Source organism: Blautia wexlerae (assembly GCF_013300825.1).
Lineage (GTDB): Bacteria > Bacillota > Clostridia > Lachnospirales > Lachnospiraceae > Blautia_A > Blautia_A wexlerae_B.
In genome coordinates this window covers 164,906-189,166 of record NZ_JAAIMY010000001.1, presented here as the reverse complement: position 1 = coordinate 189,166, position 24,261 = coordinate 164,906, and the positions used below count along the sequence as shown (strand labels likewise).

At 42.8% G+C, this 24,261-nt stretch carries 18 protein-coding genes and 1 pseudogene; 1 reads left to right on the top strand and 18 read right to left on the bottom strand.

The genetic code is table 11. From position 1 onward, the window contains the following. Positions 1 to 56 precede the first annotated feature (56 nt). The 6 genes from G4417_RS00775 to G4417_RS00750 all read right to left on the bottom strand — a co-directional run bounded on the left by G4417_RS00775 (position 57) and on the right by G4417_RS00750 (position 6,878). Complete coding sequence (locus G4417_RS00775; RefSeq protein ID WP_022379991.1) at positions 57 to 530, bottom strand: YbaK/EbsC family protein; 474 nt, start codon at positions 528 to 530, stop codon at positions 57 to 59. A gap of 26 nt (positions 531 to 556) precedes the next feature. Beyond that, a complete protein-coding gene (locus tag G4417_RS00770) occupies positions 557 to 1,375 on the bottom strand; it encodes a TrmH family RNA methyltransferase (protein ID WP_062808087.1) in 819 nt (272 codons plus the stop codon). A gap of 78 nt (positions 1,376 to 1,453) precedes the next feature. Beyond that, entirely contained in the window at positions 1,454 to 2,746 is a 1,293-nt protein-coding gene (locus tag G4417_RS00765) for an MATE family efflux transporter (protein WP_173682281.1), read from the bottom strand. 189 nt (positions 2,747 to 2,935) lie between these two features. After that, positions 2,936 to 4,300 carry an MFS transporter gene (locus tag G4417_RS00760; protein WP_173682280.1) on the bottom strand — a complete coding sequence of 455 codons (1,365 nt, stop codon included), beginning with the start codon at positions 4,298 to 4,300 and terminating at the stop codon, positions 2,936 to 2,938. A gap of 113 nt (positions 4,301 to 4,413) precedes the next feature. Then, complete coding sequence (locus tag G4417_RS00755) at positions 4,414 to 5,442, bottom strand: zinc-dependent alcohol dehydrogenase (protein WP_008706353.1); 1,029 nt, start codon at positions 5,440 to 5,442, stop codon at positions 4,414 to 4,416. 323 nt (positions 5,443 to 5,765) lie between these two features. After that, complete coding sequence (locus tag G4417_RS00750; protein ID WP_173682279.1) at positions 5,766 to 6,878, bottom strand: ROK family transcriptional regulator; 1,113 nt, start codon at positions 6,876 to 6,878, stop codon at positions 5,766 to 5,768. A gap of 456 nt (positions 6,879 to 7,334) precedes the next feature. Between G4417_RS00750 and G4417_RS00745 the strand changes: the two genes are divergently transcribed. After that, entirely contained in the window at positions 7,335 to 8,675 is a 1,341-nt protein-coding gene (locus G4417_RS00745) for an MATE family efflux transporter (RefSeq protein WP_173682278.1), read from the top strand. A gap of 168 nt (positions 8,676 to 8,843) precedes the next feature. On the opposite strand, the gene G4417_RS00740 is transcribed toward G4417_RS00745, so the two are convergent. The 12 genes and pseudogenes from G4417_RS00740 to G4417_RS00685 all read right to left on the bottom strand — a co-directional run bounded on the left by G4417_RS00740 (position 8,844) and on the right by G4417_RS00685 (position 24,189). Then, positions 8,844 to 9,026, bottom strand: coding sequence for a hypothetical protein (locus G4417_RS00740; RefSeq protein WP_173682277.1), 183 nt, complete (start codon positions 9,024 to 9,026; stop codon positions 8,844 to 8,846). 40 nt (positions 9,027 to 9,066) lie between these two features. After that, positions 9,067 to 11,487 (bottom strand): glycoside hydrolase family 3 protein, encoded by a 2,421-nt coding sequence (locus tag G4417_RS00735; protein ID WP_173682276.1) that lies wholly within the window; start codon positions 11,485 to 11,487, stop codon positions 9,067 to 9,069. 72 nt (positions 11,488 to 11,559) lie between these two features. Continuing rightward, on the bottom strand, positions 11,560 to 12,174 hold the full coding sequence (locus G4417_RS00730) for an NUDIX hydrolase (protein WP_173682275.1): 615 nt from the start codon (positions 12,172 to 12,174) through the stop codon (positions 11,560 to 11,562). Positions 12,175 to 12,214: 40 nt separating this feature from the next. Next, entirely contained in the window at positions 12,215 to 12,604 is a 390-nt protein-coding gene (locus G4417_RS00725) for an HI0074 family nucleotidyltransferase substrate-binding subunit (RefSeq protein WP_008706340.1), read from the bottom strand. Further along, the gene (locus G4417_RS00720; RefSeq protein WP_008706339.1) at positions 12,591 to 12,884 is read right to left on the bottom strand and encodes a nucleotidyltransferase family protein; all 294 of its coding nucleotides are present in this window, start codon (positions 12,882 to 12,884) and stop codon (positions 12,591 to 12,593) included. The genes G4417_RS00725 and G4417_RS00720 overlap by 14 nt, the downstream gene beginning before the upstream one ends. Before the next feature lie 288 nt (positions 12,885 to 13,172). Then, positions 13,173 to 13,946: pseudogene (locus G4417_RS00715) on the bottom strand (transposase); the annotation flags it as partial. A 464-nt stretch (positions 13,947 to 14,410) separates the two neighbouring features. Then, positions 14,411 to 16,546, bottom strand: coding sequence for an Ig-like domain-containing protein (locus tag G4417_RS00710; protein ID WP_055052727.1), 2,136 nt, complete (start codon positions 16,544 to 16,546; stop codon positions 14,411 to 14,413). Next, positions 16,533 to 17,456, bottom strand: a complete 924-nt coding sequence (locus G4417_RS00705; RefSeq protein WP_070100092.1) for an ECF transporter S component — start codon at positions 17,454 to 17,456, stop codon at positions 16,533 to 16,535. Before G4417_RS00705 ends, G4417_RS00710 begins: the two co-directional genes overlap by 14 nt. After that, positions 17,435 to 19,345 carry an ABC transporter ATP-binding protein gene (locus G4417_RS16810; protein ID WP_055052728.1) on the bottom strand — a complete coding sequence of 637 codons (1,911 nt, stop codon included), beginning with the start codon at positions 19,343 to 19,345 and terminating at the stop codon, positions 17,435 to 17,437. The genes G4417_RS00705 and G4417_RS16810 overlap by 22 nt, the downstream gene beginning before the upstream one ends. Then, positions 19,342 to 20,364, bottom strand: a complete 1,023-nt coding sequence (locus tag G4417_RS00695) for an energy-coupling factor transporter transmembrane component T (protein WP_243872045.1) — start codon at positions 20,362 to 20,364, stop codon at positions 19,342 to 19,344. Before G4417_RS00695 ends, G4417_RS16810 begins: the two co-directional genes overlap by 4 nt. After that, positions 20,339 to 21,610, bottom strand: coding sequence for a DUF4430 domain-containing protein (locus G4417_RS00690; RefSeq protein ID WP_243872036.1), 1,272 nt, complete (start codon positions 21,608 to 21,610; stop codon positions 20,339 to 20,341). The genes G4417_RS00695 and G4417_RS00690 overlap by 26 nt, the downstream gene beginning before the upstream one ends. Beyond that, complete coding sequence (locus G4417_RS00685) at positions 21,607 to 24,189, bottom strand: Ig-like domain-containing protein (RefSeq protein ID WP_179969968.1); 2,583 nt, start codon at positions 24,187 to 24,189, stop codon at positions 21,607 to 21,609. The genes G4417_RS00690 and G4417_RS00685 overlap by 4 nt, the downstream gene beginning before the upstream one ends. Between the last annotated feature and the right edge of the window lie 72 nt (positions 24,190 to 24,261).

Sequence of the window (24,261 nt, the reverse complement as noted above, 5' to 3'; positions counted from 1 at the left end):
TATGGTAAAACCGATTCTTTCATATAAATGTAATGCATGGGTGTTACCATGAACGATCAGTTTTCTGTTTCTTTACACACATCCACCCATCCGTTTGCCTCTGCTACCTGTTCCAGTTCCGGGATTGTGAGCTTTACTGCACTGTGATCATTGCCGGCAGCCGGATATACTGTGGTAAATTGTTTCAGACTTTCGTCAAGGTAGACTTCAATTCCCTCATTAATTCCGAACGGGCATACCCCTCCCGGAGCGTGACCGATGATGTTTTCTACTTCATCAAATGGAATCATTTTTGCCTTTATATGAAAAGTATCTTTATATTTTCGGTTATCTACTCTGGCTGTACCCTCTGTTAAGATCAGGACTGCTTTATCGTTCTGCAAAAAGGACATAGTCTTTGCGATCATACCCGGCTCTACATGAAGGGCTTCTGCTGCTTCTGTTACTGTGGCAGTGGATGCTTCCAGTTCGATCACATGGTCAAGAAAGCCTTTTTCTTCCAGATATTTTTCTGCTTTTTCCAAAGACATTTTTTCATTTCCTCCTGAGTTATATCTTATCTGTGTCCCAGCTCCCAGAATGCCACTGCACTTGCTGCTGCCACATTCAATGAATCTACTCCGTGGGACATTGGTATCTTTACTGTATAATCGCAATCTGCAATGGTCTGTGATGCAAGGCCGTCACCTTCCGTTCCGAGAATGACTGCCAGTTTTTCTTCTGACCGGAGTGCTTTATCATCAATTCCTACGGAATCGTCACGCAGAGCCATTGCCGCTGTTTTGAATCCCAGTTTTTGCAGAATCTTCATTCCATCCTGTGGCCATACAGTTTTTTTATCAAAATATGTCCAGGGAATCTGGAATACAGTTCCCATGCTGACTCTGGCTGCACGTCGGTAAAGCGGGTCACTGCATCCGCCGGTCAGAAGTACTGCATCCATATGGAGTGCTGCTGCTGAGCGAAAAATAGCTCCGATATTTGTAGGATTTACAACATTTTCAAGAACTGCTATGCGGCTGGCATTTCTGCAGATTTCCTCTACAGATGGCAGTGGATTTCTGCGCATTGCACATAGCATTCCGCGTGTGAGGGCAAATCCGGTCAGCTTGACCAGAAGTTCATATTCCGCGGTATAAACCGGCACATCCGGATATTGTTTCAGGATTTCCTGTGCCTCTCCTTCCAGATCTTTATGCTCCACCAGGAAAGAGATTGGCTGATATCCTGCATTCAGGGCACGTTCAATTACTTTCGGACTCTCCGCAATGAAAATTCCCGGTTCCGGTTCATAATATCGTAAAAGCTGCACTTCTGATGTTCTGGCATATACATCCAGTTCCGGCGCAGCGAAATCTTTTATTTCGTTAAACATAAAAATAAAACCTCCAAACTGAGTAATCTTATCTTACATCAGTTTGGAGGTTTATACAAGAATTCCTTTTCAACAGTGTTATTCGATTCTGTTTCTGTCTTTATATGCCAGAAACAGAATCGTCAGAAACGTAACTGTCTCCGCTACAAGAAGAGAGATCCAGATTCCATTTAATCCAAATAATTTCGCAAGTATAACTGCGCAGATAACAATAGCAACAATTCCTCTCAGGAATGATCCGACAATCGCGATTTTAGGTTCATCTACTGCTGAGAAATATGCCACCAGTACAATATTGATTCCTGCCACTATAAATCCAAGGAAATACAGACGCAGTCCTGTATGTGCATAATTCAATAACTGAACATTGTTTTCGCTGTTGAAAATGCTGATTAGCATGTCGGTTGAAGTCCAGATGATCAATTGGATCAGTGCTTCTACAGCAAGACATACGAGCAGGCTCCATTTCAGAAGTTTTCTTACCTGAGTGGGCTGACCTTTTCCGTAGCTTTCACTGATCAGGGGCTGTGCTCCCTGGGCCAGACCGTTGAAAATTGCAAATGCCACGATAGAAAGATTTGCCACAACTCCATAGGCTGCCACACCCATATTTCCCGCGATTCCAAGGATCAGAAAATTAAATACAATAGCAATCACACCGGAAGACAGTTCACCGACAAATGCGGAAACTCCCAGCTGACAGCAGGAAATCAGGTGTCTGAATGACGGTTTTTTCCAATGGAATCCTACATGGTTTCTGCTACTTCTGTAGTGTATGGTACAGACGCTCATTGTTACGATCGGACAGATTGCAGTAGCCAGTCCGGCTCCGGAAAATCCCAGACCGACCGGGAACATGAATATATAATCAAATATAATGTTAAAGATACTTCCACTGATGGAACCGATCATTGCAACAGAAGGCGCTCCATCGTTTCTGGCAAATGCAGTAAATGTATAATTTGACATGAAGAATGGTGTTGCGATCAGAATAATTCTCACATAGTTTCGTCCAAGTCCGATCAGTCCGGCATCTGCACCCAGCAAAGCCAATGCTTTGTCCGGAATAAAGATTCCGACCAGCATAAATGGAACTGCAGCCAGTATGCTCCAGGTTACTGACTGTACGAAATAATGTTCTGTATTTTTTCCTTTTGCCCTGCTTATGGCATACCTGGTAGCGGAACCAATCCCGATCATAGCCCCAATCGCATAGATCAGTCCATAAACCGGCAGGATCAAATTGAGAACTGCCAGTCCGTCAGCACCGGAATATACAGATATAAAGAAAGTATCTGCCAGAACATAAACAGAAATCCCGATCATTCCGGCAACACTCTGGGTTACATATCTGGTGAATCTTTTCAGCATAATACTCCGCTCCTTCGTTATATTGTCAGCATTGTCTTCCTTTCATCTGCAGACTTATCTCACCATTATACCCATATAAAACAAAAATGCAACCACAAAAACTCCAGATATAAAAATCTCCTTAAGCAGATTTTTTAATGCTGCTCAAGGAGACTCTGTTGATATTCGCAATTCACTTCACGACACTCTTTATTTTACCCGTTTTTTTTTCAGGTCTTCTACAATTTCATTGTAACGTTTTTTATTCAGGCGATAGAAAAACAGTACAATTGCTGTCACTATCCATAAAACTCCCGGAATTGTAGTAAAGGAATGTCTCATAATACTGAGAACAGCCGGATTCTGTACCTGATTTGCCACATATCCATATTTTCCAAGAAGTGCTGCAAGTAGAGCAGTTCCTATTGCCATGCCAATTTTATTTCCCAGTGACACAAATGCATATTGAAAACCATCATTCCTTAAGCCCGTTTTCCACTCTCCGTATTCTACGCAGTCGGGAATGATCGCATAGATTGCAGTGTTAAATCCAGAAAAAAAGAATTGTGTAATTCCTGCAAGTGTATAGAACGCTGCCGGTGTTTCTTTTACATTGAAGAAGAACATACAGAGCATGGAAATTCCGGTAAAAAGGGCAAAAATAGATGCAGTTCTTCCTTTATTATTCAATTTTCGGAATACCGGCTGGAAACATGCAGCACCGATAATGGATGGAATGATAATACACATGGAATATGTAGTATAGTAGGATGCATTTCCCTCTACATAAGTGAAATAGTATAAAACATCTGCATTTCTTCCATAAAGTGTAAATCCGAATAACACCTGTCCGATTAATGCCAGAATATATGGGCGGTTCTGCATCACTGCTCTTAACTGCACTTTTATGGATATTTTGTCTTTTTCCGGCATAATCACCTGCTCTTTTGTTTTTGCGAAACAGAAGAAATGACAGGCTGCAAAAATACATCCGTATATGATTGCTACCAGTAGGTATCCGATTTTAGCACTTTGACTGCCAAGTTTTCCAATCAGTGGAACTGTAATGATATTGATAATTCCAATTGCAACCATTGCAGATACTGAACGTGATGTATTAATCTTTGCACGTTCATCGATATCCTGTGTCATTGCTCCACAAAGGGTGCCATACGGGATATTTACACAAGTATATCCAAGTACCAGCAGACAGTATGTAATTACCATATAGATAACCTTTGATCTGTCCGACCAATCCGGATGTGCCCAGAATGTCATAATCAGAAGCACGGCCGTGATCGGAGCTGCAATGAGAAGCCATGGACGATAACGTCCCCATTTTGTTTTGGTTTTATCTGTCAGTCCACCCACGATCGGATCATTGATCGCATCCCAAAATCTCGAAAACAGCATCAGGGCAGAGACTGCTGCCATACTAATTCCAAATACGTCTGTGTAAAAAATCATGAGAAAATTACTGACGAACATCCAGCTGAAATTACATCCTACATCGCCAAATCCATATGCGATTTTACTGATCAACGGAACTTTTACATTTTCGTTTTTACTCTCCATAATTCCTCCTGCCTGCTGCCATCCTCCGTCTTTCCGTTTACTCATGTGTTCTTTACAGCAGTCTTTTTTATTATATCTTGGTCTTACATAATGCTTATGATCAGCAGGGTATTTTATTTTTCCTGCACATTGATAATCACTTTCATTGTGGTCTCACGGTTATCGTCAATGTACTGGTATGCTTTCAGATAATCTTTAAATGCAAATGTCTTAGAGATCAGCGGTCTTAAATGCACTTTTCCTTCATTCACCAGTCTGATTCCGTCTACATAATCATCATGTCTGTACATCATTGTGCTCTTGATATCAAGCTCATGATCATTTGCAACTGCCAGATCGATCTCAGCCATTCCTGCAAAAACTGCAACCAGCACAATCACGCTTCCTTTTCTTGCATATTTGATCGCCTGTCCCATTGTAATGTTATTTCCTGCACAATCATAGATAACATCTGCCTTATCCGGTCCAAAGGCTTCTACCATTGCTTCCCCGAAATTTTTATTTCTTGTGTTGACACATACGTCAATTCCACACTCTTTTGCTTTTTCCAGACGAAGATCACTGACATCTGTGATCATAACTTTAGCTGCTCCCATCCCTTTTGCAGACTGCGCTACCAGATTTCCGATCGGACCGGCTCCTATCACTACAATATTCATTCCTGTTACATCGCCCATCTGTTTAACTCCATGAACAGCTACTGCCAGAGGCTCGATCATTGCGCCCTCTTCATAAGACATATCTTCCGGTATCGGTGTTACTTTTGATGCATCAACTGCAAAATACTCGGATGCAGTTCCTGTTGTCTGGAATCCCATTACTTTCAGCTCTTCGCAGAGATTGTATTTTCCGTGACGGCATGGATAACAATGTCCACAATATACCTGTGGCTCAATTGTTACTTTCTGTCCCACATGAAATTCTGTTACTGCATCACCTGTTTTTACCACTTCTCCTGATACTTCATGTCCCTGGGTTACCGGGTATTTTGTAAAAGGATGTTTTCCGTGATATACATGGATATCAGAACCACAGATACCAATATTCATAATCTTAACCAAAACCTGGTTGTCTTTAATCTCTGGTACGGGAACCTCTCTGAAAATGATTTCTCCTGGATTTGTCATAACCTGCTGTAACATAATATTTTCCTCCTTGTTTGTTGAATGTACTTTGAACTTCTTGTTATTTACTATCTTTTATTAAATGTTTTATTAAAGTAATTACATTATTATTCAAATATATAACTTTGTCAATAAATATTTAAGAATATTTCTCATTTCTACCAGTTGCACAAAGTAAAGATTTTGTTTTTATGCAGATTTTACTATAGCAATCCTTCTGATTGTCTTCGGAATTCCCTCAACAAAAACACCCTGATCACAACGTTTCATTGTTGTAATCAGGGTACTTTTTGTATTCAGATATTTTTTTACTATGATATATCGGCAGATTATAGGCAAATCTATATCTTTCCGATAAAATCCTGCAGGAAATGCTTTGCTGCACCTACAGCTGAGGCTTCTTTCTTATAAGAACAGTTTTTCAGATATCTCAGATCATGATCAAATCCATTATACTTCATTACTTTTTCCCCAAGAGGTATCATATAATCTGAGAGATATCCACCCATTTCACCTCCAAGAATGATATCCATATCATATGCCATGCGCAGATTTGAAATCAGAATTGCAAGATAATCAAGATACTCTTCCCATTTTTTCTCTGCCTTTTCATCATTGTTTTGAAGCAGCTGCATAAACTGTTCCACAGAATCCTTTGACTCACCAACAAGTGCGCCTGCAGCGCAATAAGCATCTGCACAACCAGATTTTCCACAATAACACTTGCGGCCCTGAGGTACAAGTATCATATGTCCAAATTCTCCGGCCTTCTGATTTTCTCCGGAAAACAAATTTCCCCCTATGCAAAATGCACCGCCAAGAGTCTGATTCAACGAAAGGTAAATTGCATTCTGATAGATGTTCATATCTTCTGCCATCATTGCCGCATTGGCATCATTTGAAAAATAAACCGGGACAGAAAATGCCTGTTCCAGGAAACTGAGACTATAGTTTTCAAGTTTCAGTGCGTGGGATTTTATCACCAGTTTCTGCTCCTGATTAATGATTCCCGGAATAGAGATTCCAACACCCAGAAGCTTTTCTTTCTGTTCTGCATCATTCATATGATCCAGAAATTTCGCCGCAAAATCTGCCACCTGACTGCAGTATGACATATCAGATACAAATTTCAGACGGATCCGCTCTGATTTCACAATCTCATACTTCAGATTTACCAGCACCATTCCCAGATGATTTGCAGTGATCACAATTCCCATTGCATAACGATAGGATGGATTGATTCCAATACTTTTAGCCTTTCTTCCTCCTGTGGATTCATATTCTCCAATTTCTATTATGATACCTTTTTCCAATAAATCTTTTACATTAGACAGAACTGTTGGCATACTCAGATTCAGTTCTTTGGATATTTCCACTTTTGATGTGGATTCTCTATTTATAATATAATTTACGATTTTTGATTTCGTAGCAAATTTCTTTTCCAGTCCGCTCATTCTGTTTCTACCTTCTTTTATTAATGTATTTATAAAAGAATGATACCTGTTATTGTCATATTTGTAAATAGCCATTGTCTCTGCAGAGTATGTTGCTTTTTGCAATTGAGGCAGGGGACTTAACTTATTCAGCTGATTCAGTTAATATATCTACAATAACAGATAAATTGTTACTGTTCACACGCCACTATCCCGCGAGGTGTTTTGGCATGAATATGCCAAAATCCCGAGACCTACAAGCCAAAATTCCATTGCCGCAGGCAATCTGGAATGAATTTTGGCTAAGTTACTGTGAACGGAGTGAACAGTAACGATAAATTTATATCATTCTGATGAAATATTATATTTCATTTTTCACGTTAATGATGTAAAATTATTAATGTAAATATCAGGGCATATTCGAATAATCATTTCTAAACTTTTTTAAATATGCTCCGGAAAGGAACTTTTATACTAATGAAAACCAAGATTCAGGATATGACCTCCGGTTCACCGGGACGGTTGATCATTCTTTTTGCAATTCCCCTGATGCTGGGAAATATCTGTCAGCAGCTTTATACAATGGTGGATACCATGGTTGTTGGCCAGGTTGCAGGTGTGGAGGCTCTTGCCGCACTGGGTGCTGTTGACTTTCTGATGTGGGTTGTCACAGGAATATCCACAGGACTCACTCAGGGATTTTCTATTCAACTCTCCCAGTATTATGGGGCAAAAGATTTCGAAAATCTGCGTAAATCTCTGGCACACAGTTACCGGCTGACCGCATTCATCGCAGCCGGAGTATTGATTCTCAGCCAGTCATTTGCTTCGCTGGTATTAACAGGGCTGCATACACCTTCCAATATTATCGGAATGTCTCTGTTATATCTGCGCATCATTTTCTGTGGAATCCCCGCCACAGCAGCCTATAATATGTTTGCCTCTGCTCTAAGGGCTATGGGAAACAGTAAAACACCGCTGACCGCAATGATCATCGCATCTGTGCTGAATGTCTCACTGGACATCCTTTTTGTGGCAGGCTTCGGATGGGGTGTGGCAGGAGCAGCAATCGCAACTGTGATCGCACAGAGCTTCTCTGCAATTTACTGTTTTCTGATTTTACGCAGAATTGATATTGTTCATCTGACCAGAGCAGATTTTATGCCTGCCTCCGGCATGAATGCCCGCCTGATGAAGCTTGGTATTCCTGTTGTATTTCAGAATATCATCATCGGTGTGGGTGGTCTGGTAGTCCAGTATGTGATCAATGGCTACGGTTTCCTTTTTGTGGCAGGATTTACAGCTACAAACAAGCTTTATGGTCTGCTGGAAATGGCTGCTATTTCCTATGGATATGCCATCGTTACTTATGTAGGTCAGAATCTGGGGGCCGGAAAGATTGACAGGATCAGAAAAGGCGTCCGCAGCAGTATGCTGCTTTCCCTGCTTACCTCACTGATCATTTCTGCTGCCATGTTTTTATTTGGAAAAAATATTCTCTCACTTTTCATCTCAGGTGAACCACAGCAGACACAGCAGGTACTTGCAATTGCTTTTAAATACCTCTCTATTATGGCTGCCATGCTCTGGGTTTTGTACTTCCTGTACGTGTACAGATCTGCACTTCAGGGGCTGGGAGATACCTTAATGCCTATGGTAAGTGGTATGGCTGAATTTGTCATGCGTATCAGTGCTGCACTGATTCTTCCCCATTTTATCGGACAGGACGGTATTTTCTTTGCAGAAATTGCAGCATGGAGCGGAGCCACTGTGATCTTATGCATCAGCTATTATGCACGGATGCATAAATATCATTAAGAAAAAACAGGCACATAGTCCCGGATATCCGGTATATGTGCCTGTGAAGCGTGTAAAATTATGTAAGATTCTTAATCCATTTATATTTCTTATAATGTTTATAGACCACCGGCAGTTTAATGATCTCGTCCAGATTGAGTACAAAGTAGACAACCATAACCGGCAGTTTCAGAATAAATGCGCAGATGCATCCCAGAGGAACAGTGATACGGCTGACATGGCATCCTGACTTAACTTTCCCAGTATGATCGCATCACATGCTCCGACCAGGACTGTCATGAACTGCTGAAGTGCAATCGGAAGTGCCAGCCTGACTATTTCTTTTCGTAAACTTCGTTTACGCTCATCCATTATCTTTTTTTGCTCCTGTATAAAATATTAATGATACTCATCAGTCAATTTTCAGAATCATATTCAGGATTCTTCTTGCGCTGAGACGGATTTCTGCTTCAGTAATAAGCCCTTTTTCATATGCTTCTTTTATGCGTTCCGGATATCCTGCTGCCATCTTGATATCGTTTCCTGCTTTTGTCTCGCGGTAGTGTTCTCCGAATGTCCACCAATCTGTTGTAACCAGTCCGTCGAATCCCCATTCATCCCGGAGAATACCTGTCAGGAGTTCTTTGTTCTCTGAGGCGTGGATGCCGTTAATCAGGTTATAGGAGGACATAATTGTATATGGATGAGCCTCTTTTACAATGATCTCAAACTGTTTCAGATAAATCTCACGGAGTGCTCTCTCTGATACTCTGGAATCAGAATCCTTACGGTTTGTCTCCTTATTATTGGCTGCAAAATGCTTTACACTTGCTCCAATATGCTGAGACTGGATGCCTCTTACCATAGCTGCCCCTGTCTTTCCTGCAAGGTACGGATCTTCAGAATAATACTCAAAGTTACGGCCACAGAGCGGGCTTCTGTGAATGTTGCAGGCAGGAGTAAGCCAGATACTGATATTATTTTCTTTTACTTCTTCCGCTCCTGCTTTACCAACTTTCTCTACCAGTTCTTCATCCCAGGTGCTGGCAAGAAGTGTGGCACATGGCCAGGCAGTTGTGTTCACTCCGCATTTCGGAAGAATACGAAGTCCGGCTGGTCCGTCTGCAGTCATCACATTCGGGACTCCGTATTCCGGAAGATTTCCCATTCCAAATGTATTGGCACATCCTGTGTTTGGCTGTCCGCCAAGGAGATTGATACAGTCATCCAATGTCAGGATATCCATAAACTCATCCAATGTCATTTTACCATCTGCTACATCAGAGAAGTGAACTCCCTTGGAATCAAGAAAATCAAGAAAGTCTATTCCTTTTTGTCCTCTTGTATCAGGGCATGGAAGACCGATGGCATATTTATCCTGTCTCGGAAGTCCTTCTTCTTCCACATATTCACGCTGTGGAAGTTCCTCATAAGAACCGTCCGCAAGCATACGTTCCTGAAGATGATATGGTGCTGCCTTCCGGCTTAACTGCTCAGTTACTGTATCTTCTTTTACTACATATGTAAAGTCAATCTTCGCTGCATCTCTTACGTTTGTACCAATATAGATTGCATATTCTCCTGCTTCCAGAACATATGCAGACTTGCATACTTTGCCCAGATCATCGTAAGACGCCATCTGATTTACAGGAAGTTTCAGGGTAAGAATCTGTCGTTCACCCGGCTGAAGAATGCTGGTCTTTTTGAATGCCCCCAGTACTTTCGCAGGCTTTCCGAGTTTACCCTGTGGTGCTCCGTAATAGAGCTGGATAACTTCTTTTCCCGCTGTTTTTCCAGTATTGGTTACTTCTGTAAGGACTGTGATCACACCGTTTTCTTCGGAAGCACCTGTCACCTTCCAGTCGAAATCTGTGTAGGAAAGTCCAAATCCAAACGGATAATTTACTCTCTCCGCTGCACCCGGAATTGTCTCAAAGTAACGGTATCCTACATAAATATCTTCTGTATAATCTACATAGAATGCAGACTCATGGAAGTTTGCTGTGGATGGATAATCTTCCAGATCTTTTGCATAAGTATCGGATAATTTACCGGATGGATTAACATCACCACAAAGTATATCTGCTGTTGCAAGACCACCTTCCATACCGCCCTGCCATGCCATCAGTACTGACTGGATCTCATCGCAGTCTCTGAACCATTTCGTGTCCACGATACCGCCAACATTCATCACTACGATTACATGTGTGAATGCTTTCTTTACTTTCTCTACCATGATATTCTCTGCATTTGTCAGGCAGAAATCACCGTTTTCAAAAATCTTCGCTGACAGCTCGGAGTTTCTTTTTTCCTCTCCGTCAAGAACGTATCCGTCCTGTGCAGCTTCACATTTTCTGTCCCATCCTTCGCCTGAGAAACGACAGATGGTAATTATTGCAGTATCTGTATATTCTCGCGCTTCATTCAGAAGTTCATCCGGAAGCTCCGGCTCAACTGTCATACCCGGTACTGCACCATCTTCGTACTGTTTCTGAATATCTTCCGCATAATATTTCGCAAGTTTATCGAAAACTTCTACTTTCCCCTCATCCTCTTTAATCTTCATGCCCTCATAAAGATTACGGATGTATTCTACAGTTACATCGCCGCTTCCTCCGCCGCCTTTTACGTAGTCTACAGTACCCTTACCAAAGAGTGCGACTTTCGTCCCTCTCCGGATCGGAAGTGTATTTTTCTCGTTTTTCAGAAGAACCATTCCCTCTCCTGCTGCCATTCTGGAAAGTGCAATGTGTTCTTTACTTCCTGTAACTCTCCGTCCATCCTCTCCCAACGGAAGCACAGGCTGGAAAAAGCTTCTCTGCCATTTTGCCATTATTTTAATCCTCCCTTAATTCTCCTTAGTCAAGCAGATAAAATCATCCGCTTCGCTACTTGCCTGATTTGGTTAAAGTTCTTCCTTCAAAAATGCAAAAGGTTCTTCATCCTGAAGGAAATGCATAAGCTGATATGCACACATGATCGCTACATTTTCTTCACGCAGAATCCTCTTTACTTCTTCTCTGTCAGCAAGTACAACTTCTATTTCTTCGGTGTCTTCCTGTGCATCTTTGCTGATCTCACCTTCCGCATATCCGTAAACAGTTGCGCAGGATTCATCTGTCATGCCAACCGTTGTGAAATAAGGTTTCTCAAATGCAGGATCTACTTTCAGAGGTGTGAATTTCATTCCTGTTTCCTCGTACATTTCTCTTACTGCACCCTCATGGAATTCTTCGTTCGGTTCTACCAGACCTGCCGGGAATTCGTAGATATATCCGCCAATTGCGTATCTGTACTGACGTACTAATACAACTCTGTCTCTCTTTTCCCCATAAAGACTGTAAATGATCACGCCATCCGGAGTGTTTTTACCTGTTTTTATCTTTAATTCGTTAATACTCTTCGCACGGGATGCCACGAAATATGACACAGGAGTGTTGTGAATGCTTGTTGCATTTAAATGGTACAAATTTAAAAATTTACAATCTGTCAGTTTTTCAATATTGTGTATCTGTCCCATAATGGATACTTCCTTTCGCTTTCTATACCTTCGCTGATTATTACAGCCAATTTTCTTCTATCTCTGTTTTTAGTTCGCAAAACATCTGATAAAACTCTTCTTTTGCATCAGCTATAATTCCTAACGCAATTTTCTGATTGTAAGAATGTGTAACATTATTTCTTGCCTGCAATGCACGAAGCCACTGCTCCTCATCTCTTATCATTCCTGCTTTATAGGCAGTCTTCAGAATGATTTTCGGTGAACCTGTTGCTCCCTCCGCATATCCATGAATCTCCAGTATTTCTTTCATCATTTTCCATGACTGCTCAAAACAAATTTCATATAATCCTACAAGTCCGGTAATCACTACATTATCATATGGCTCTTCATAATTATAAATATCTTTCATGTTAGACAGTGCATTGCAGAAATTCTCATATTTTCTCATACAAAATCCTCCCTTCCTTCTCTATAGATTCTCTTAATTCATCCTGCATGTCACGATCAAGATTTACAATATCATACTCCAGAAGAGTACTTGTCTCTTCATCCACATCTAACGCAAACCTTGCAAAATCTCCTCCTGTGACTGCAATATCTATATCACTTGTTCTTCTGAAATCCCCTCTTGCTCTCGAACCAAAAAGAATTACTTTTTCAATATCATATTTTTGCGCAAGGTTTCGGATTTCTTCTATAACTTCCGGTCTGATTCCTGTATCATTCATTTTATAAACCTCACATTCCGATATTTATATCGTCTGTTTTATCTTACCATATTATCGTATCTTTTTTAAGTCTGTCTGACAATTTCCGTAATTATTTTTTGCACATAAAAAGAAGGGGCTGTCGGTTAATACCACATTTCGGCATCCTCAGTAGTAATTGAAAGGATCCCTGTAAGGACGAGGCTTGTTAGCCTTCTACCTTGCAAGGGATCCTTTTTTCTATGAAAGATGAAATTTATTTTTGGCCGCAAAAATCCCTTGTCTGGATTTTTACAGCTACACTTTTGATCAAACTGTTTTTCCCTCAAACTTCTTTAATTTTTCATTGAGAAAACGACAGTATTTATTTATATTCCTTCCGATTGCATACAACATGAATTCTTTGTACACTTTATCTGCAGAACGGTAATTAAAACGCCTAAAGTTTTCGTTTTCTTTGATATCACCGAAATGTCCTTCTGTCTGGATCGAACGTGTCTGCCGTTTCAGGATCCCACGCTCACTTTGGATGTTTGCATGGGATTTTTCACGCAGTTCTTCCCACTGCTCATTGATCTTCATTACCTTGTTTCTTTCAGTATCTTTTTCGGCATTATATTTATACAGACAGCGTGCTTTATGTTCGCATCCACTGCAATCGGCGCAGCTGTATACTTCAAAGGTCTGGGTATCACCATTCTGCTCTTTGGTTTCCGTTCTTATGTGACGTAATTCACGTCCGTCATGGCAGATATAAAACTGCTCATCTTCAAACACCTCAACCTTCATATTGTAATATTTGCTAATATCTTCTGCATATGCACGTGTTTTACGTTTCTCATGATCCTGCAGTTTCAGGATCTCAAGCGGAGAGCAGTTATCAATCTCAATAACTGTATTATTTGCGAGTTTCTTATGCTTTGACAGCTTCCTTTTTCGGTTCTTTTCTATTACACTGCGGACTTTATCCATTCCTTCGATCACAAACATCTGCGCATTCCCGATATCATACTTTAGCCCATAACCATTCTCCTGCAAAAATGTATTATATCTGGTAAAAGTCAGCTCGATAGAATCCAGCAGGTCAGAAAAATCTAAATCCTCCATCACTTTTTTCAGGGTAGAAAATGGATCGTCGTCGGGTAAACTCAATTCATAGAAACTAAAGTTAATTTTCTGTTGCCCTAATTCAAAAAAGTCGGTATAATAATTATAGTAATCCTCGTAAATAATGCATTTAAGACAGTTCAGCAGAGTGCGAAAGACAAGAAAGATATCTGCAGGCGTGCTGACGCACGGCAAAGATATCTGACGCAGGATTTCACACTCTGATGGACTGGATTAAGATGCATTATTTTAGAGGATTGCTATAGTTGTTAGCATAGTTAAATTATAACATGTAACGGAGAGAAAGATGGTTGTCGTTAGCCATTTTTTCTTTTTTTGATAAAAAATTGGGGGAGGGTGTGAATCGGTATGAGTCACACCCTCCCTCTCTTAGAACTATCTATTTCCCGACAGCCCCTTCCATAATCCTTTTCAAACTGTTATTTAATCTTCACGCCTTTCACCTTAGAATAACCACTGTAAACCTTTTTCCCATTTACCACACGGTAGGCACGTACCTTGTAATAATAGGTTTTCTTAGAAGTAAGCTTCTTATTGGTATAAGAAACTGTGCTTCCTTTTTTAATTGTTGAGACTGCTTTATATTTTCCGTTTTTGGATGTTGCACGATATACAACATAGCCCTGGGCATTGCTTATCTTTTTCCATTTCAGCTTTGCCTGTTTCTTTCCGGCTGTTACGGTTACAGCAGGTGTTTTGAGCTTTACAGTCTGTCCCGGTGTCGGCTGCGGCGTTGTTGTCTGTGTTTTTACTGAGATATTCTTGTCGTAGCTGCTCCTCACAGCATTGCCCCATTTGCCTGAAACAGCCTGTACACTGTAATAATAGAGAGTATCCCCTACTGTCCTGGCATCTGTGTAAGTAAGCTCTTTTGTCTCCGCAATCTGTGTAAACCGGCTCTCTCCCATCCTGCGTCTGAGGATCAGATAGGAATCTGCAGCATCATATTTATCCCAGGTAATCATTACTGTATTTCCGGAAGCCTTGCATGCTTTCACAGTCGGCATTCCTGCTGCAAAAAGATCCTTTGCAGTACCTTTTACCACTACATGGCACACAGCTGTTACATTCTGATCTGTTTTTACGCGGATATCTGTCTCACCTACAGAAAGCGGTGTGACAACTCCTTTCTGATCCACCTTTGCAACATGTACATTGTCAGAAGTCCATACCAGCTCTCCACCACTTCCCTGAGGGCTGAAGGTCCATGTCAGTGCATGAGCTCCACTGTCAATTGCCAGGGTCAGAGTCTTATCACTGAGAGTAATCCCCTCCGCAGGGGCAGTTACCGTTACCTGACAGGTACCCTTGGTACCATTATCAGAAGTCAGGGTAATCTCTGCTGAGCCTGTGCCAACAGGAGTTACCTTTCCGTTTCCGTCAACAGCTGCCACTGCAGTATTTGAAGATGCCCAGTTCAGGGAAGAAGGTTTCGCGCCATTTGGAGAAATGGTATAATCCAGTGTTCTGGAACCACTTTTTGTTGAAAGCGCCAGGCTTGACGGGGAAATGCTGATACCTGTAATGTCAACCGGTCTGGAAGATACGGAAATATTACAGGTTGCATAAACACTTCCGGAAACCCTGGCAGTGATAACTGCCGAACCCTCCCCTGCTGCTGTTACCACTCCGTCATTTACCCTTGCAACAGAACTGTTGGAGGAATTCCAGGTTACTGTTCCCACTGAATCAGAAGGAAGGAGTGTATAAGTCAGGGTATAGCTGTCCCCTTTGGAAAGAGAAAGCTCAGAAGCATTCAAAGTAATATGCTTTGGTGATGCCGGAAGCCCGGCCTCAACGGCCTTCAGCAGCTGGGTTGCTTCATAAACCCTGTTTGCAGAAGCATCCAGAGTAGTCAGTGCGCTGTCTGCCTCAGCATAGGCTCCGGAGAAACCGCTGGCCTGTGACCATCTGGAACGCTCCGCATTGGCTTTTCCCATCATACGGATCAGCTCGCTTTTATCTGCGGCTTCAAAAATCTGTTTATTATTGTTATACGGATCACAGCCGGTGATATCCGTACCGCCACACAGGGCAAACATGACACGAAGTACACTTCCGTCTGAAGGATGGCTTGCCCCCATGCCTACACCCATAAATACATTATCAAGAGTATAAGTCCAGCCAGAAGCTGAACAATAGGAAAACTCTGTCAGATCCGGAGAATATTTATTTCCTGTCAGCTTATAGGGCTCTCCTGTCCATGTAGATGTTTCCGCCAGAACTCTCTTGATACATTCCGGCGTATTCAGGCTGCCACTGTCACAGTTTGCAATTCCCCTGAGATAAAAACCATAGCTTGAATTTGTGTCATAAAGGGGTGTGATCCCATTTTCGCTTAATCCACGCAGCAAAACATCTGCACAGGTTTCCCCTTTGGAAAATTCTACCTGTGTAGGTTCCAGAATCATACCCTGTCCGATAGTATTCTTTTCCACTGTCAGAGTCAGAGTGTCTGCCAGGACATCTGTCTGTCCAAGTGCAAAGATTCCAACAGCCATTCCGGCTGCCAGAGTCAGGCCTTTCACAGCCTGTAACAACTTATTCTTTGTCATTTTCATTTTCCTCCTTATTTTCGGGCCGCTGCAGCAGCCCGTATTTTCTTTTTACTCTTTCCAGTTTCTCCAGCAGAGGTCTGCTTAAGATCCACAGGAAAATCACTGTAGAAGTTGCCTGTACCAGATCCACCGGTGCACCCGAGATATAAAATGCGATCAGACTTTTCTTAGTGATCCGTCCATAAGCCATCAGGATAGATGCCGGGTTCATAATTCCTCCAAAGATCAGAAACACACTCAGGAATCCGTAGATACACAGATCAATCTTTCTGGCTTTGAGAATCCCTTTCTGAAAAAGAATTCCAGCCAGATATCCGATCATTCCATAGGAGAACATCTGCCACGGAGTCCAGGGTCCCTGCCCGAAAAACATATTTGAGATCATCATGATCAGACAGGCGCAAAGGAATCCTGCCTCACCGCCTAAGGATACTCCGGTAAGGATTACGATAGCGGCGATAGGCTTAAAGCTTCCAATCATAAAGAAAGCGCTTCTGCCTGCCACTCCAAGGGCGGCCATTACAGCAATGACCATAATCTCTCTTGCCTGTGGATGCCGCCCCTCAAATACCATAAAAAATGGAATCATGGAATAGGCAAGCACTAACAGGCTGATGATAACATCATGTTTGCCATGAAACTTATGTACCAGGATAAAAAGCACCAGTGGCACAAATGCCAGAAACATGACCAGTCCGATCCAGGTACGCTTCTCGATCTTTCCTTTGTGTATAGGCTGAATAATGATGCCATCCTCTTTCAACTCATATTCTTCCAGATCGTCTTCGGAAGTGTCTGCCAGAGAACTTTGTTCCACCACGGACTTTCCGGATTTTAAAAGCTGTTCATTCCGGGTTTCTCCCCAGAATCGATCCATAAACTGGTCTAAAGCCTTTCCTTCAAGCACGCAGCCACCTCCTTTCCGGTAACTGCATCAGGAAAGTAATGTCTCGCCATACGGTTTGCAGCAGTAGTGTAGAAACTGTTTCCTGCAAAAAATTCTGCCGCCGGTTTGCTGGTCACCACATTTCCCTGGAAAAACAGACCAACCCTGTCTGCATACTCTGCTACAAATTCCACATCATGGGAGATCATAAAGATCGTGATGCCATGCTCCTGAAGTTTCTTAAGGATTTCCCCCAGTTCCTGTTTATACTCTGCATCCAGCCCCTTGGTTGGTTCATCCATCAAAAGAAGCCGTGGCTGCAAAAGAAGTACTTTTGCCAGTGCCAGACGCTGCTGTTCTCCTCCGCTTAGATCATAAGGATGACGATCCAGCAGCCCTTCCAGTCTGGTCAGGCTTACGATCCCTTCGATGGCTTCTGCCTTCTTCATAGAAGCTGTATATTCCGGAGATTTCTTCTCTTTTGCCCCGCCGATGATGGAATACAGATCTTCCCGGACTGTCTTTCGGATAAACATACTCTGGGGATTCTGCGGCAGGACACCCAGATAGCCTCTGTAGAGCTGAGTATCTGTATACCTGCGGATATCAACGCCATTTAACAGGATTTTTCCGCGATACGGAGCCCGGACACGACTGATCAGGGATAACGTTGTGCTCTTTCCTGTTCCGTTTCCGCCAACCAATGCATAGAATTCTCCCTGCTTCACCTCCAGATTCAGATCCTGCACCACATCTCTGCCATCCTTTTCATACCGAAACCATACATCTTTTACCTGAATTGCAGGAGTTTCAAATTCTTTCGACATATGAGGTATCTTACTTCTAAGAGTATTTAATGTTTTATGTAATTTACTGTTGCTTTTTGAGTTGACCTCATTTGTGTCTATATTTATATCTGTTGAGCTATTCTGTGTAAAATCATCCGTTTTTGTAGATTCGAATTCATTATTTTTTTCGAAAGCTCTGTCATGTTTTTCGACATTCATTTCGTCATGATAACTCTCATTCAACAGTTGTTCCCGGTCATGGCACACTTGTTCCAGTTTGTCATGTCGTGCTTTCTGCATCACCTGTGTAATCCAGTTTCTGCCCTCACGGACTGTCAGCGGGCACGGCAGATCACTTTCTACTTCCGCATAGATCTGCATGGGAACCGGCATGGACAAAAACATTCCATGATGTTCCTTTTTCAGAAATTCTCCGATTTCCCGTGGAGTTCCCTGTGTGAGCAGACTGCCCTTATCCATTACATATACTTTGTCTGCCCAGGGAATCACATCCTGCAGACGATGCTCTGTAAGGATTACAGTTGTACCAATATCCCTGTTGATCTTCCGCACAGTTTCCAGAAAGTCAGAGGCAGCAATCGGATCCAGCTGAGACGTAGGTTCATCCAGAATCAGAAGTTTTGGATGCATGGCCATAATCGCTGCCAGATTCAATAACTGTTTCTGCCCTCCGGAAAGTTCCGACACATTTTTATAAAACCACTGATGGATGCCGAAATAACTTGCCATCTCTGCTACCCTGAGACGGATAGACGGCGTATCGTATCCCAGACTCTCCAGTCCAAAAGCCAGTTCATGCCAGACTTTATCTGTTACAATCTGGTTCTCCGGATTCTGTAATACATATCCGATCTCCTGACTCTGCTGTCTGTGATCAATCTCAGTCAGATTCTGACCATAATAGCAGATCCGTCCAGATTTGCTGCCATAAGGGGCCAGATCTGATTTTAGCTGCCGCAGCAGTGTGCTCTTGCCGCAGCCGCTCTTACCACATAGTACATTAAAGGTTCCTTCCTCTACATCCAGCGTTACATTTTCCAGAGAATCCCTGTCCCCATTTGCATAACGGAAGGAAAAATTCTTCACTTCTATTATCTTCATTTGTGCTCTCCTTCCATTTCATTTGCAAGTTCTTCATAAATCTGTCTGTAGGTTACCGTCATCTCACTGTGTACATGACTGCGGCTCTTTTTCATAGCGTATTCCTCGCTGAGATCCAGCATCAGCGGCAGAAAACAGAAAATCCCAAAACTGATAAACGTAATGACCGCAAGTACCGGACTGCAGGACTGCCTCGGGACACGTCCGAAAATAGTAAACCCTGCCAGAAGGATTCTTGGATTATATTGGGAAAAAGCAGCGCCATGATAACATCCGTATCCGGAAACCACAAAAAGCACTGCCAGCATCCCGCCCAAAATCTTATCTCTCCGATTGAAACGATAAATAGAAAAAGCAGTCCGGCCTTTCAGTCCATATCCTCTGCTTTTCATAGAATCTGCTGTCTCAATGGCATTTTCCAGCGCCCATGTCACAAGAATTGATACCATATTTAAGGCATACCTGACTTTCTTAAACCATTTCCCATTGCTTACATCCATTCCCACACACTTCTGTCCATTGCGGATCACTTTCAGCTGTGCGATAAAATGCGGTACAAACCGAAGTGCCATGGACAGCATCAGGGACATTGCCGGAATGATCCTGCCGAAAAGGTAGATAAATTTGTCACTGGTCATGATCTGGTTATAACAGGAGAACCACAGGATCATGATAAAGAGCACACATCCCAGAACAATTCCATATACCAATGCTTCCAGTGTAACCCAGTTTCCACTGCTCTCGATATAAAGCAGCGGTGTCACTCCATAATGGTTAAACATCGGATTCAGCAGTGCGACGATCAAAAGACTTGGAATTGTCAGGAGAAAGTTGATCTTCAGGACCTTTCCCACTCCGTTCAGCCACATGGAATATGCAGTAGCAGCCACAAAAGACACTGCCAGATAAACCGGATGCTGGATAAACATGGTAAACCCCAGCACCACGGCAAAATAAAAGAAATTCAAAATGGGATGGCATCTGGAGAAGGCATCAGTCATAATACTGATCCCCCACATCCCTGCCAAGATTACAGGTATAACGCCATTCTACGGTATCCCCGTCTTCCAGCGTATACTTGGAGCATCCATAATTCGGATACCAGCCATTAACACAGTACATCCATCCGGAGTCCTTGCCACAGTCAAATTCATACAGATTGTTGATACCTGAAACATAATAACTGTTATACATAGGAGTCCATTCCGATTCCATCTGGATTCCAGCCTCATTGCACACACGTTTCAGTACATCAAATACAGTTTCGCCTTCATAGAATTCCACTTCAGAAGGATACAGGATCCATCCGTCTGCAGGGACAAACTCTGCTTTGGACTCCTTCAGGTCATTCCAGTTATTCAGGATCGTAGAACATTCGATAGAGAAGGTACAGGTCATTGCTGTATCTTCATCCGAACTGTCTCCGCTGCCTGATGTGTCCCCGGAACTGTTGTCTGCAGAAGAACCATCCTGCCCGGAGGTCGGGTTTCTATCTGTATCTGCCTGGTCTGAGGAACTACCGGTAGATTTATTGTCTTTTGACTGTGTATCTTCTCCTTTTGCATTATCTTTGGTATTATCTTTGGTTTCATCATCCGCCTGGTCGTCTGCAGCTTCTCCTGTGGTGGAGCCTCCGATCAGATAAAAATCTCCGCCCGTTTTTGTTACATTAAAAGTAAGGGTTGTCCGTTTTACTTTCTTTTTGCCACTTTCCCTGGTAGAGATCTTCGCAGTATCCAACTGATAAATCTTTCCATTCTCTTCCAGACAATAGAGAACTTTATCTGCGTTCCATTCTTCTTTCAGATTAAGGGTCAGTTTTGCCGGAGCAGCCAGGTTCATCTTCTCCAGTGTAACCTTCAGTGCATACGGTGCATTATTGGCAGCTTTCTTTATTTCTTCTGTCCCGTCCTCTGTACACTGTACCAGAAGCTTCTGTTCTACAGGATTCTGAATCTGGCTTCCATTGTAGGTCCATTTATATCCAATACCACTGTCTGTTTTTCCCACAAAATAAAACTTCTCATCTTTTCCCGCAATGGTCTCCATCTGCGCCTGGGTGATAATCCCATCCTCCGGAAGCTGCGTCTTTGTTTTTAGTGGTTCTACATCTGCATCCTGTTCCTCATCGGAACTGTTCATGATTTCTGCTCCCTTTTGGGAAAGCTGTGTCATATTGTCATTTCCGCTGCCGCAGCCTGTGAGGGAACTTACTCCCAGAAACAATGCAAGCCACAGAGCAAGTCCCTTTTTCTTTCTGCTCATTTCTTCTTCCTCCGCTTACGTATAAGAGCTTTCACTCCTGCTTTAATGCCGCTTCCTGCCAGACCTCCTGCCAGAGCACCAGCTGCTGCAAATCCAAAGATCATACCATATTCTTTCTTATCAGAAGTCAGAACACCGGATCCGGTATCCTCTGCTGACTCTATGCTGCCATCTGCATGGTCATCCGCCAGAGAGGTTTCCTCTGATTCCACATAAGGCTCTGCCTCAAAATCCCATCCTACGGAATTTTTACCATTCTTTGACTTGCTGTTCTTTGATTTACTGTTTTTGGAACTGCTTTTAGAGTTCTTATCCGAAGAGTTACCAGAAGCACTCTTTCCTGAATCTCCTGCATTGCCTGAACTTCCTTTGCCTGATGACTTGCCGCCCAGAGATTTACCGGAACCACCGGGCTTTTTCGTATTTATATTACCGCTGCTTCCCGATGGGTCTGCTGCAGGAGCAGAGGTTGGAGTTGGAATAGGAGTCGGCTCCTTTAAACCAGTGCCGGTTCCGTCACCCTTTCCCCCTTTACTGATACTTACATCTGACATATCATAAAGACCTGTTTTTCCGTCTTTCAGACGCTGATAAGCCACCAGTGCATAATACCCCTGTTCTGTAGCCATACCATCCAATGTACCTGCAGCAGCACCGCCATTATTTCCGGCGCCTGCTTTTACATGCATGAATCCACTTCCTGCAATATGATAAGTAATGAGATTCTCTATTGTCCAGTGTCCGCCCTTTATAAAACGGGAATCTGTTTCCGGATCAATGCCCAGACTGCACAAAGCAGTAATGACCTGTGCACAGGATTCCTCTGTTTCGACTCCCATGGTAGAATAACCACCACTGTCGTTCTGCATTTCAGACAGCCGGGCAAGTCCACGGTCAATGGCAGCAGTCACATTTTCATATCCTGCTTTATGGTAGTATGGTGCCAAAGCCTGCAAGGTCATTCCTGTAACATCCGAATCCGCATTACTTCCCATCAAAGCCCATCCACCCCCGGACAGCTCACTCTGCAGCAGGAAATTTACCAGTGCAGCTTCTGAGTTCTGTTCTTTGGCAGACGGATTATCAGGAAAAGAATATTCCGGATGACAGTTCACTGCCAGAAGTGCCCAGATAGGACCATTTAATCCCTGCTCCTTTACCAGACTAAGATCAGAAATGTATTTAAAAAGATTGTAACCGCCTACATTACGGGCATCCTTCCCTTCTGCAGTCAGTACAAGAACCCTCTTGGAATACTCCGTATATTTGGAAGTATTGGTCAGAATTCCTTTCTTTTCCTCAATATAATTTGCTGTATGATTATAATAAGTAGAGAAATATTTCTCCTTCAGACTCAGTCCACCCCTTGCCAGCCCCAGCACATACCATTCACTTCCTACCGAAGGATTGGTATCTGTGGCACGCATATAGGCACTGGTCTCAACCATGACCTGACTGACAGATTTCTTCAGGGTATTCGCCCCCTGCATAACAGTTACCTTACAGGTCGCTGTCATCTCCGGATGCTCTGCTACTGTCGCTGTGATCGTAGCTTTGCCATTCTTTACTGCTGTGACAACTCCTTTTTTGCTTACCTTTGCAATAGAAGTATTACTGCTCTTCCAGGTAACATTGTAATTTTCCGTAACGGATTCCGGTATTGGAACTACTTTAAGGGTATGTTTCTGACCACGGTTGATCTTTATGGAGCTGCTGTTAAGAGAGATTCCCTGCAGACCTGCCGGAAAATCTGCCACGATCAGATGCGTTAAAGTTCTGGCACTGTCCAGATAGAAAGTTCCGTCTTCCTGCATCTGTGGGGTCAGTTCCATAAAAGAATCTTCCGCAGATCTGAGGATTCTCGGTTTTGTCAGGCTCTCATACCCTTCCGGTACAGGAAAGGCCAGCGAGATCATTGTCATGGGTTGATATGCTTCTCCTGTACGGATATCTGTATAGGAAATCTCTATGTCATAAAGAAGCTGCGGCAGAGTACCCGGATAAGTTTCTGACAGCTGCTGCATTGTCTGCTGTCCATCAGAACTCTCCTGTACATGAAGCTGCACATACCAGGGATTCCCTGTTACTGTTACTCCATTGACAGAAGAAATCTGAGCTGCAATACGGTTCCGGACAGTTTCCAGTGCCTCTCTGATCCCGGAATTCACCGCTGCCTGCTCATCCTCTGTCAGACTGTCGTAAGTGTCACTGGCAAGACAGAAATCTGCGATCATCTCTGAATCCAGATCTATTTCCTCTGCTTCTGCAGCTTTCTGAATATAAGAACACATGGTCTGTATATCCAGCATGGTTCCGTTGTCTTTCTTATTTTCATTTTCCGATGTTTCTTCTTCATATGCGCCAGTTTCTGTTTCTGATCCGGACGGTTCTGTTTCAGACTGAAACTCATCCGCAGCAGTCCCCTCCCTGTCAGAATCATCACTGTGTACTGCGGCAGAACTTTCTTCGGCCTGTTCTGTATGTATCTGTTCTGCCGGTGGCTCCTGTGCTCCCGGTACAGGACATGTAGTAACTGCCATTCCTGCACTGAGAAGCAGTGCCATCCATTGTTTATTCATTTACTTGCTTCCTCCGCTTTTTCTGATTCTACAATCAAACGGATAAAATCCTCCGCTTAGCAATTATTCGGT

Excerpts from the sequence above, each read along its gene's own strand:
- G4417_RS00710 (WP_055052727.1), bottom strand. The coding sequence starts at position 16,546 with ATGACAAAGAATAAGTTGTTACAGGCTGTGAAAGGCCTGACTCTGGCA.
- G4417_RS00760 (WP_173682280.1), bottom strand. The coding sequence starts at position 4,300 with ATGGAGAGTAAAAACGAAAATGTAAAAGTTCCGTTGATCAGTAAAATC.
- G4417_RS00770 (WP_062808087.1), bottom strand. The coding sequence starts at position 1,375 with ATGTTTAACGAAATAAAAGATTTCGCTGCGCCGGAACTGGATGTATAT.
- G4417_RS00745 (WP_173682278.1), top strand. The coding sequence starts at position 7,335 with ATGAAAACCAAGATTCAGGATATGACCTCCGGTTCACCGGGACGGTTG.
- G4417_RS00690 (WP_243872036.1), bottom strand. The coding sequence starts at position 21,610 with ATGAGCAGAAAGAAAAAGGGACTTGCTCTGTGGCTTGCATTGTTTCTG.
- G4417_RS00720 (WP_008706339.1), bottom strand. The coding sequence starts at position 12,884 with ATGAATGATACAGGAATCAGACCGGAAGTTATAGAAGAAATCCGAAAC.
- G4417_RS00735 (WP_173682276.1), bottom strand. The coding sequence starts at position 11,487 with ATGGCAAAATGGCAGAGAAGCTTTTTCCAGCCTGTGCTTCCGTTGGGA.
- G4417_RS16810 (WP_055052728.1), bottom strand. The coding sequence starts at position 19,345 with ATGAAGATAATAGAAGTGAAGAATTTTTCCTTCCGTTATGCAAATGGG.
- G4417_RS00740 (WP_173682277.1), bottom strand. The coding sequence starts at position 9,026 with ATGGATGAGCGTAAACGAAGTTTACGAAAAGAAATAGTCAGGCTGGCA.
- G4417_RS00725 (WP_008706340.1), bottom strand. The coding sequence starts at position 12,604 with ATGAGAAAATATGAGAATTTCTGCAATGCACTGTCTAACATGAAAGAT.
- G4417_RS00755 (WP_008706353.1), bottom strand. The coding sequence starts at position 5,442 with ATGTTACAGCAGGTTATGACAAATCCAGGAGAAATCATTTTCAGAGAG.
- G4417_RS00775 (WP_022379991.1), bottom strand. The coding sequence starts at position 530 with ATGTCTTTGGAAAAAGCAGAAAAATATCTGGAAGAAAAAGGCTTTCTT.
- G4417_RS00750 (WP_173682279.1), bottom strand. The coding sequence starts at position 6,878 with ATGAGCGGACTGGAAAAGAAATTTGCTACGAAATCAAAAATCGTAAAT.
- G4417_RS00685 (WP_179969968.1), bottom strand. The coding sequence starts at position 24,189 with ATGAATAAACAATGGATGGCACTGCTTCTCAGTGCAGGAATGGCAGTT.
- G4417_RS00765 (WP_173682281.1), bottom strand. The coding sequence starts at position 2,746 with ATGCTGAAAAGATTCACCAGATATGTAACCCAGAGTGTTGCCGGAATG.
- G4417_RS00730 (WP_173682275.1), bottom strand. The coding sequence starts at position 12,174 with ATGGGACAGATACACAATATTGAAAAACTGACAGATTGTAAATTTTTA.
- G4417_RS00695 (WP_243872045.1), bottom strand. The coding sequence starts at position 20,364 with ATGTGGGGGATCAGTATTATGACTGATGCCTTCTCCAGATGCCATCCC.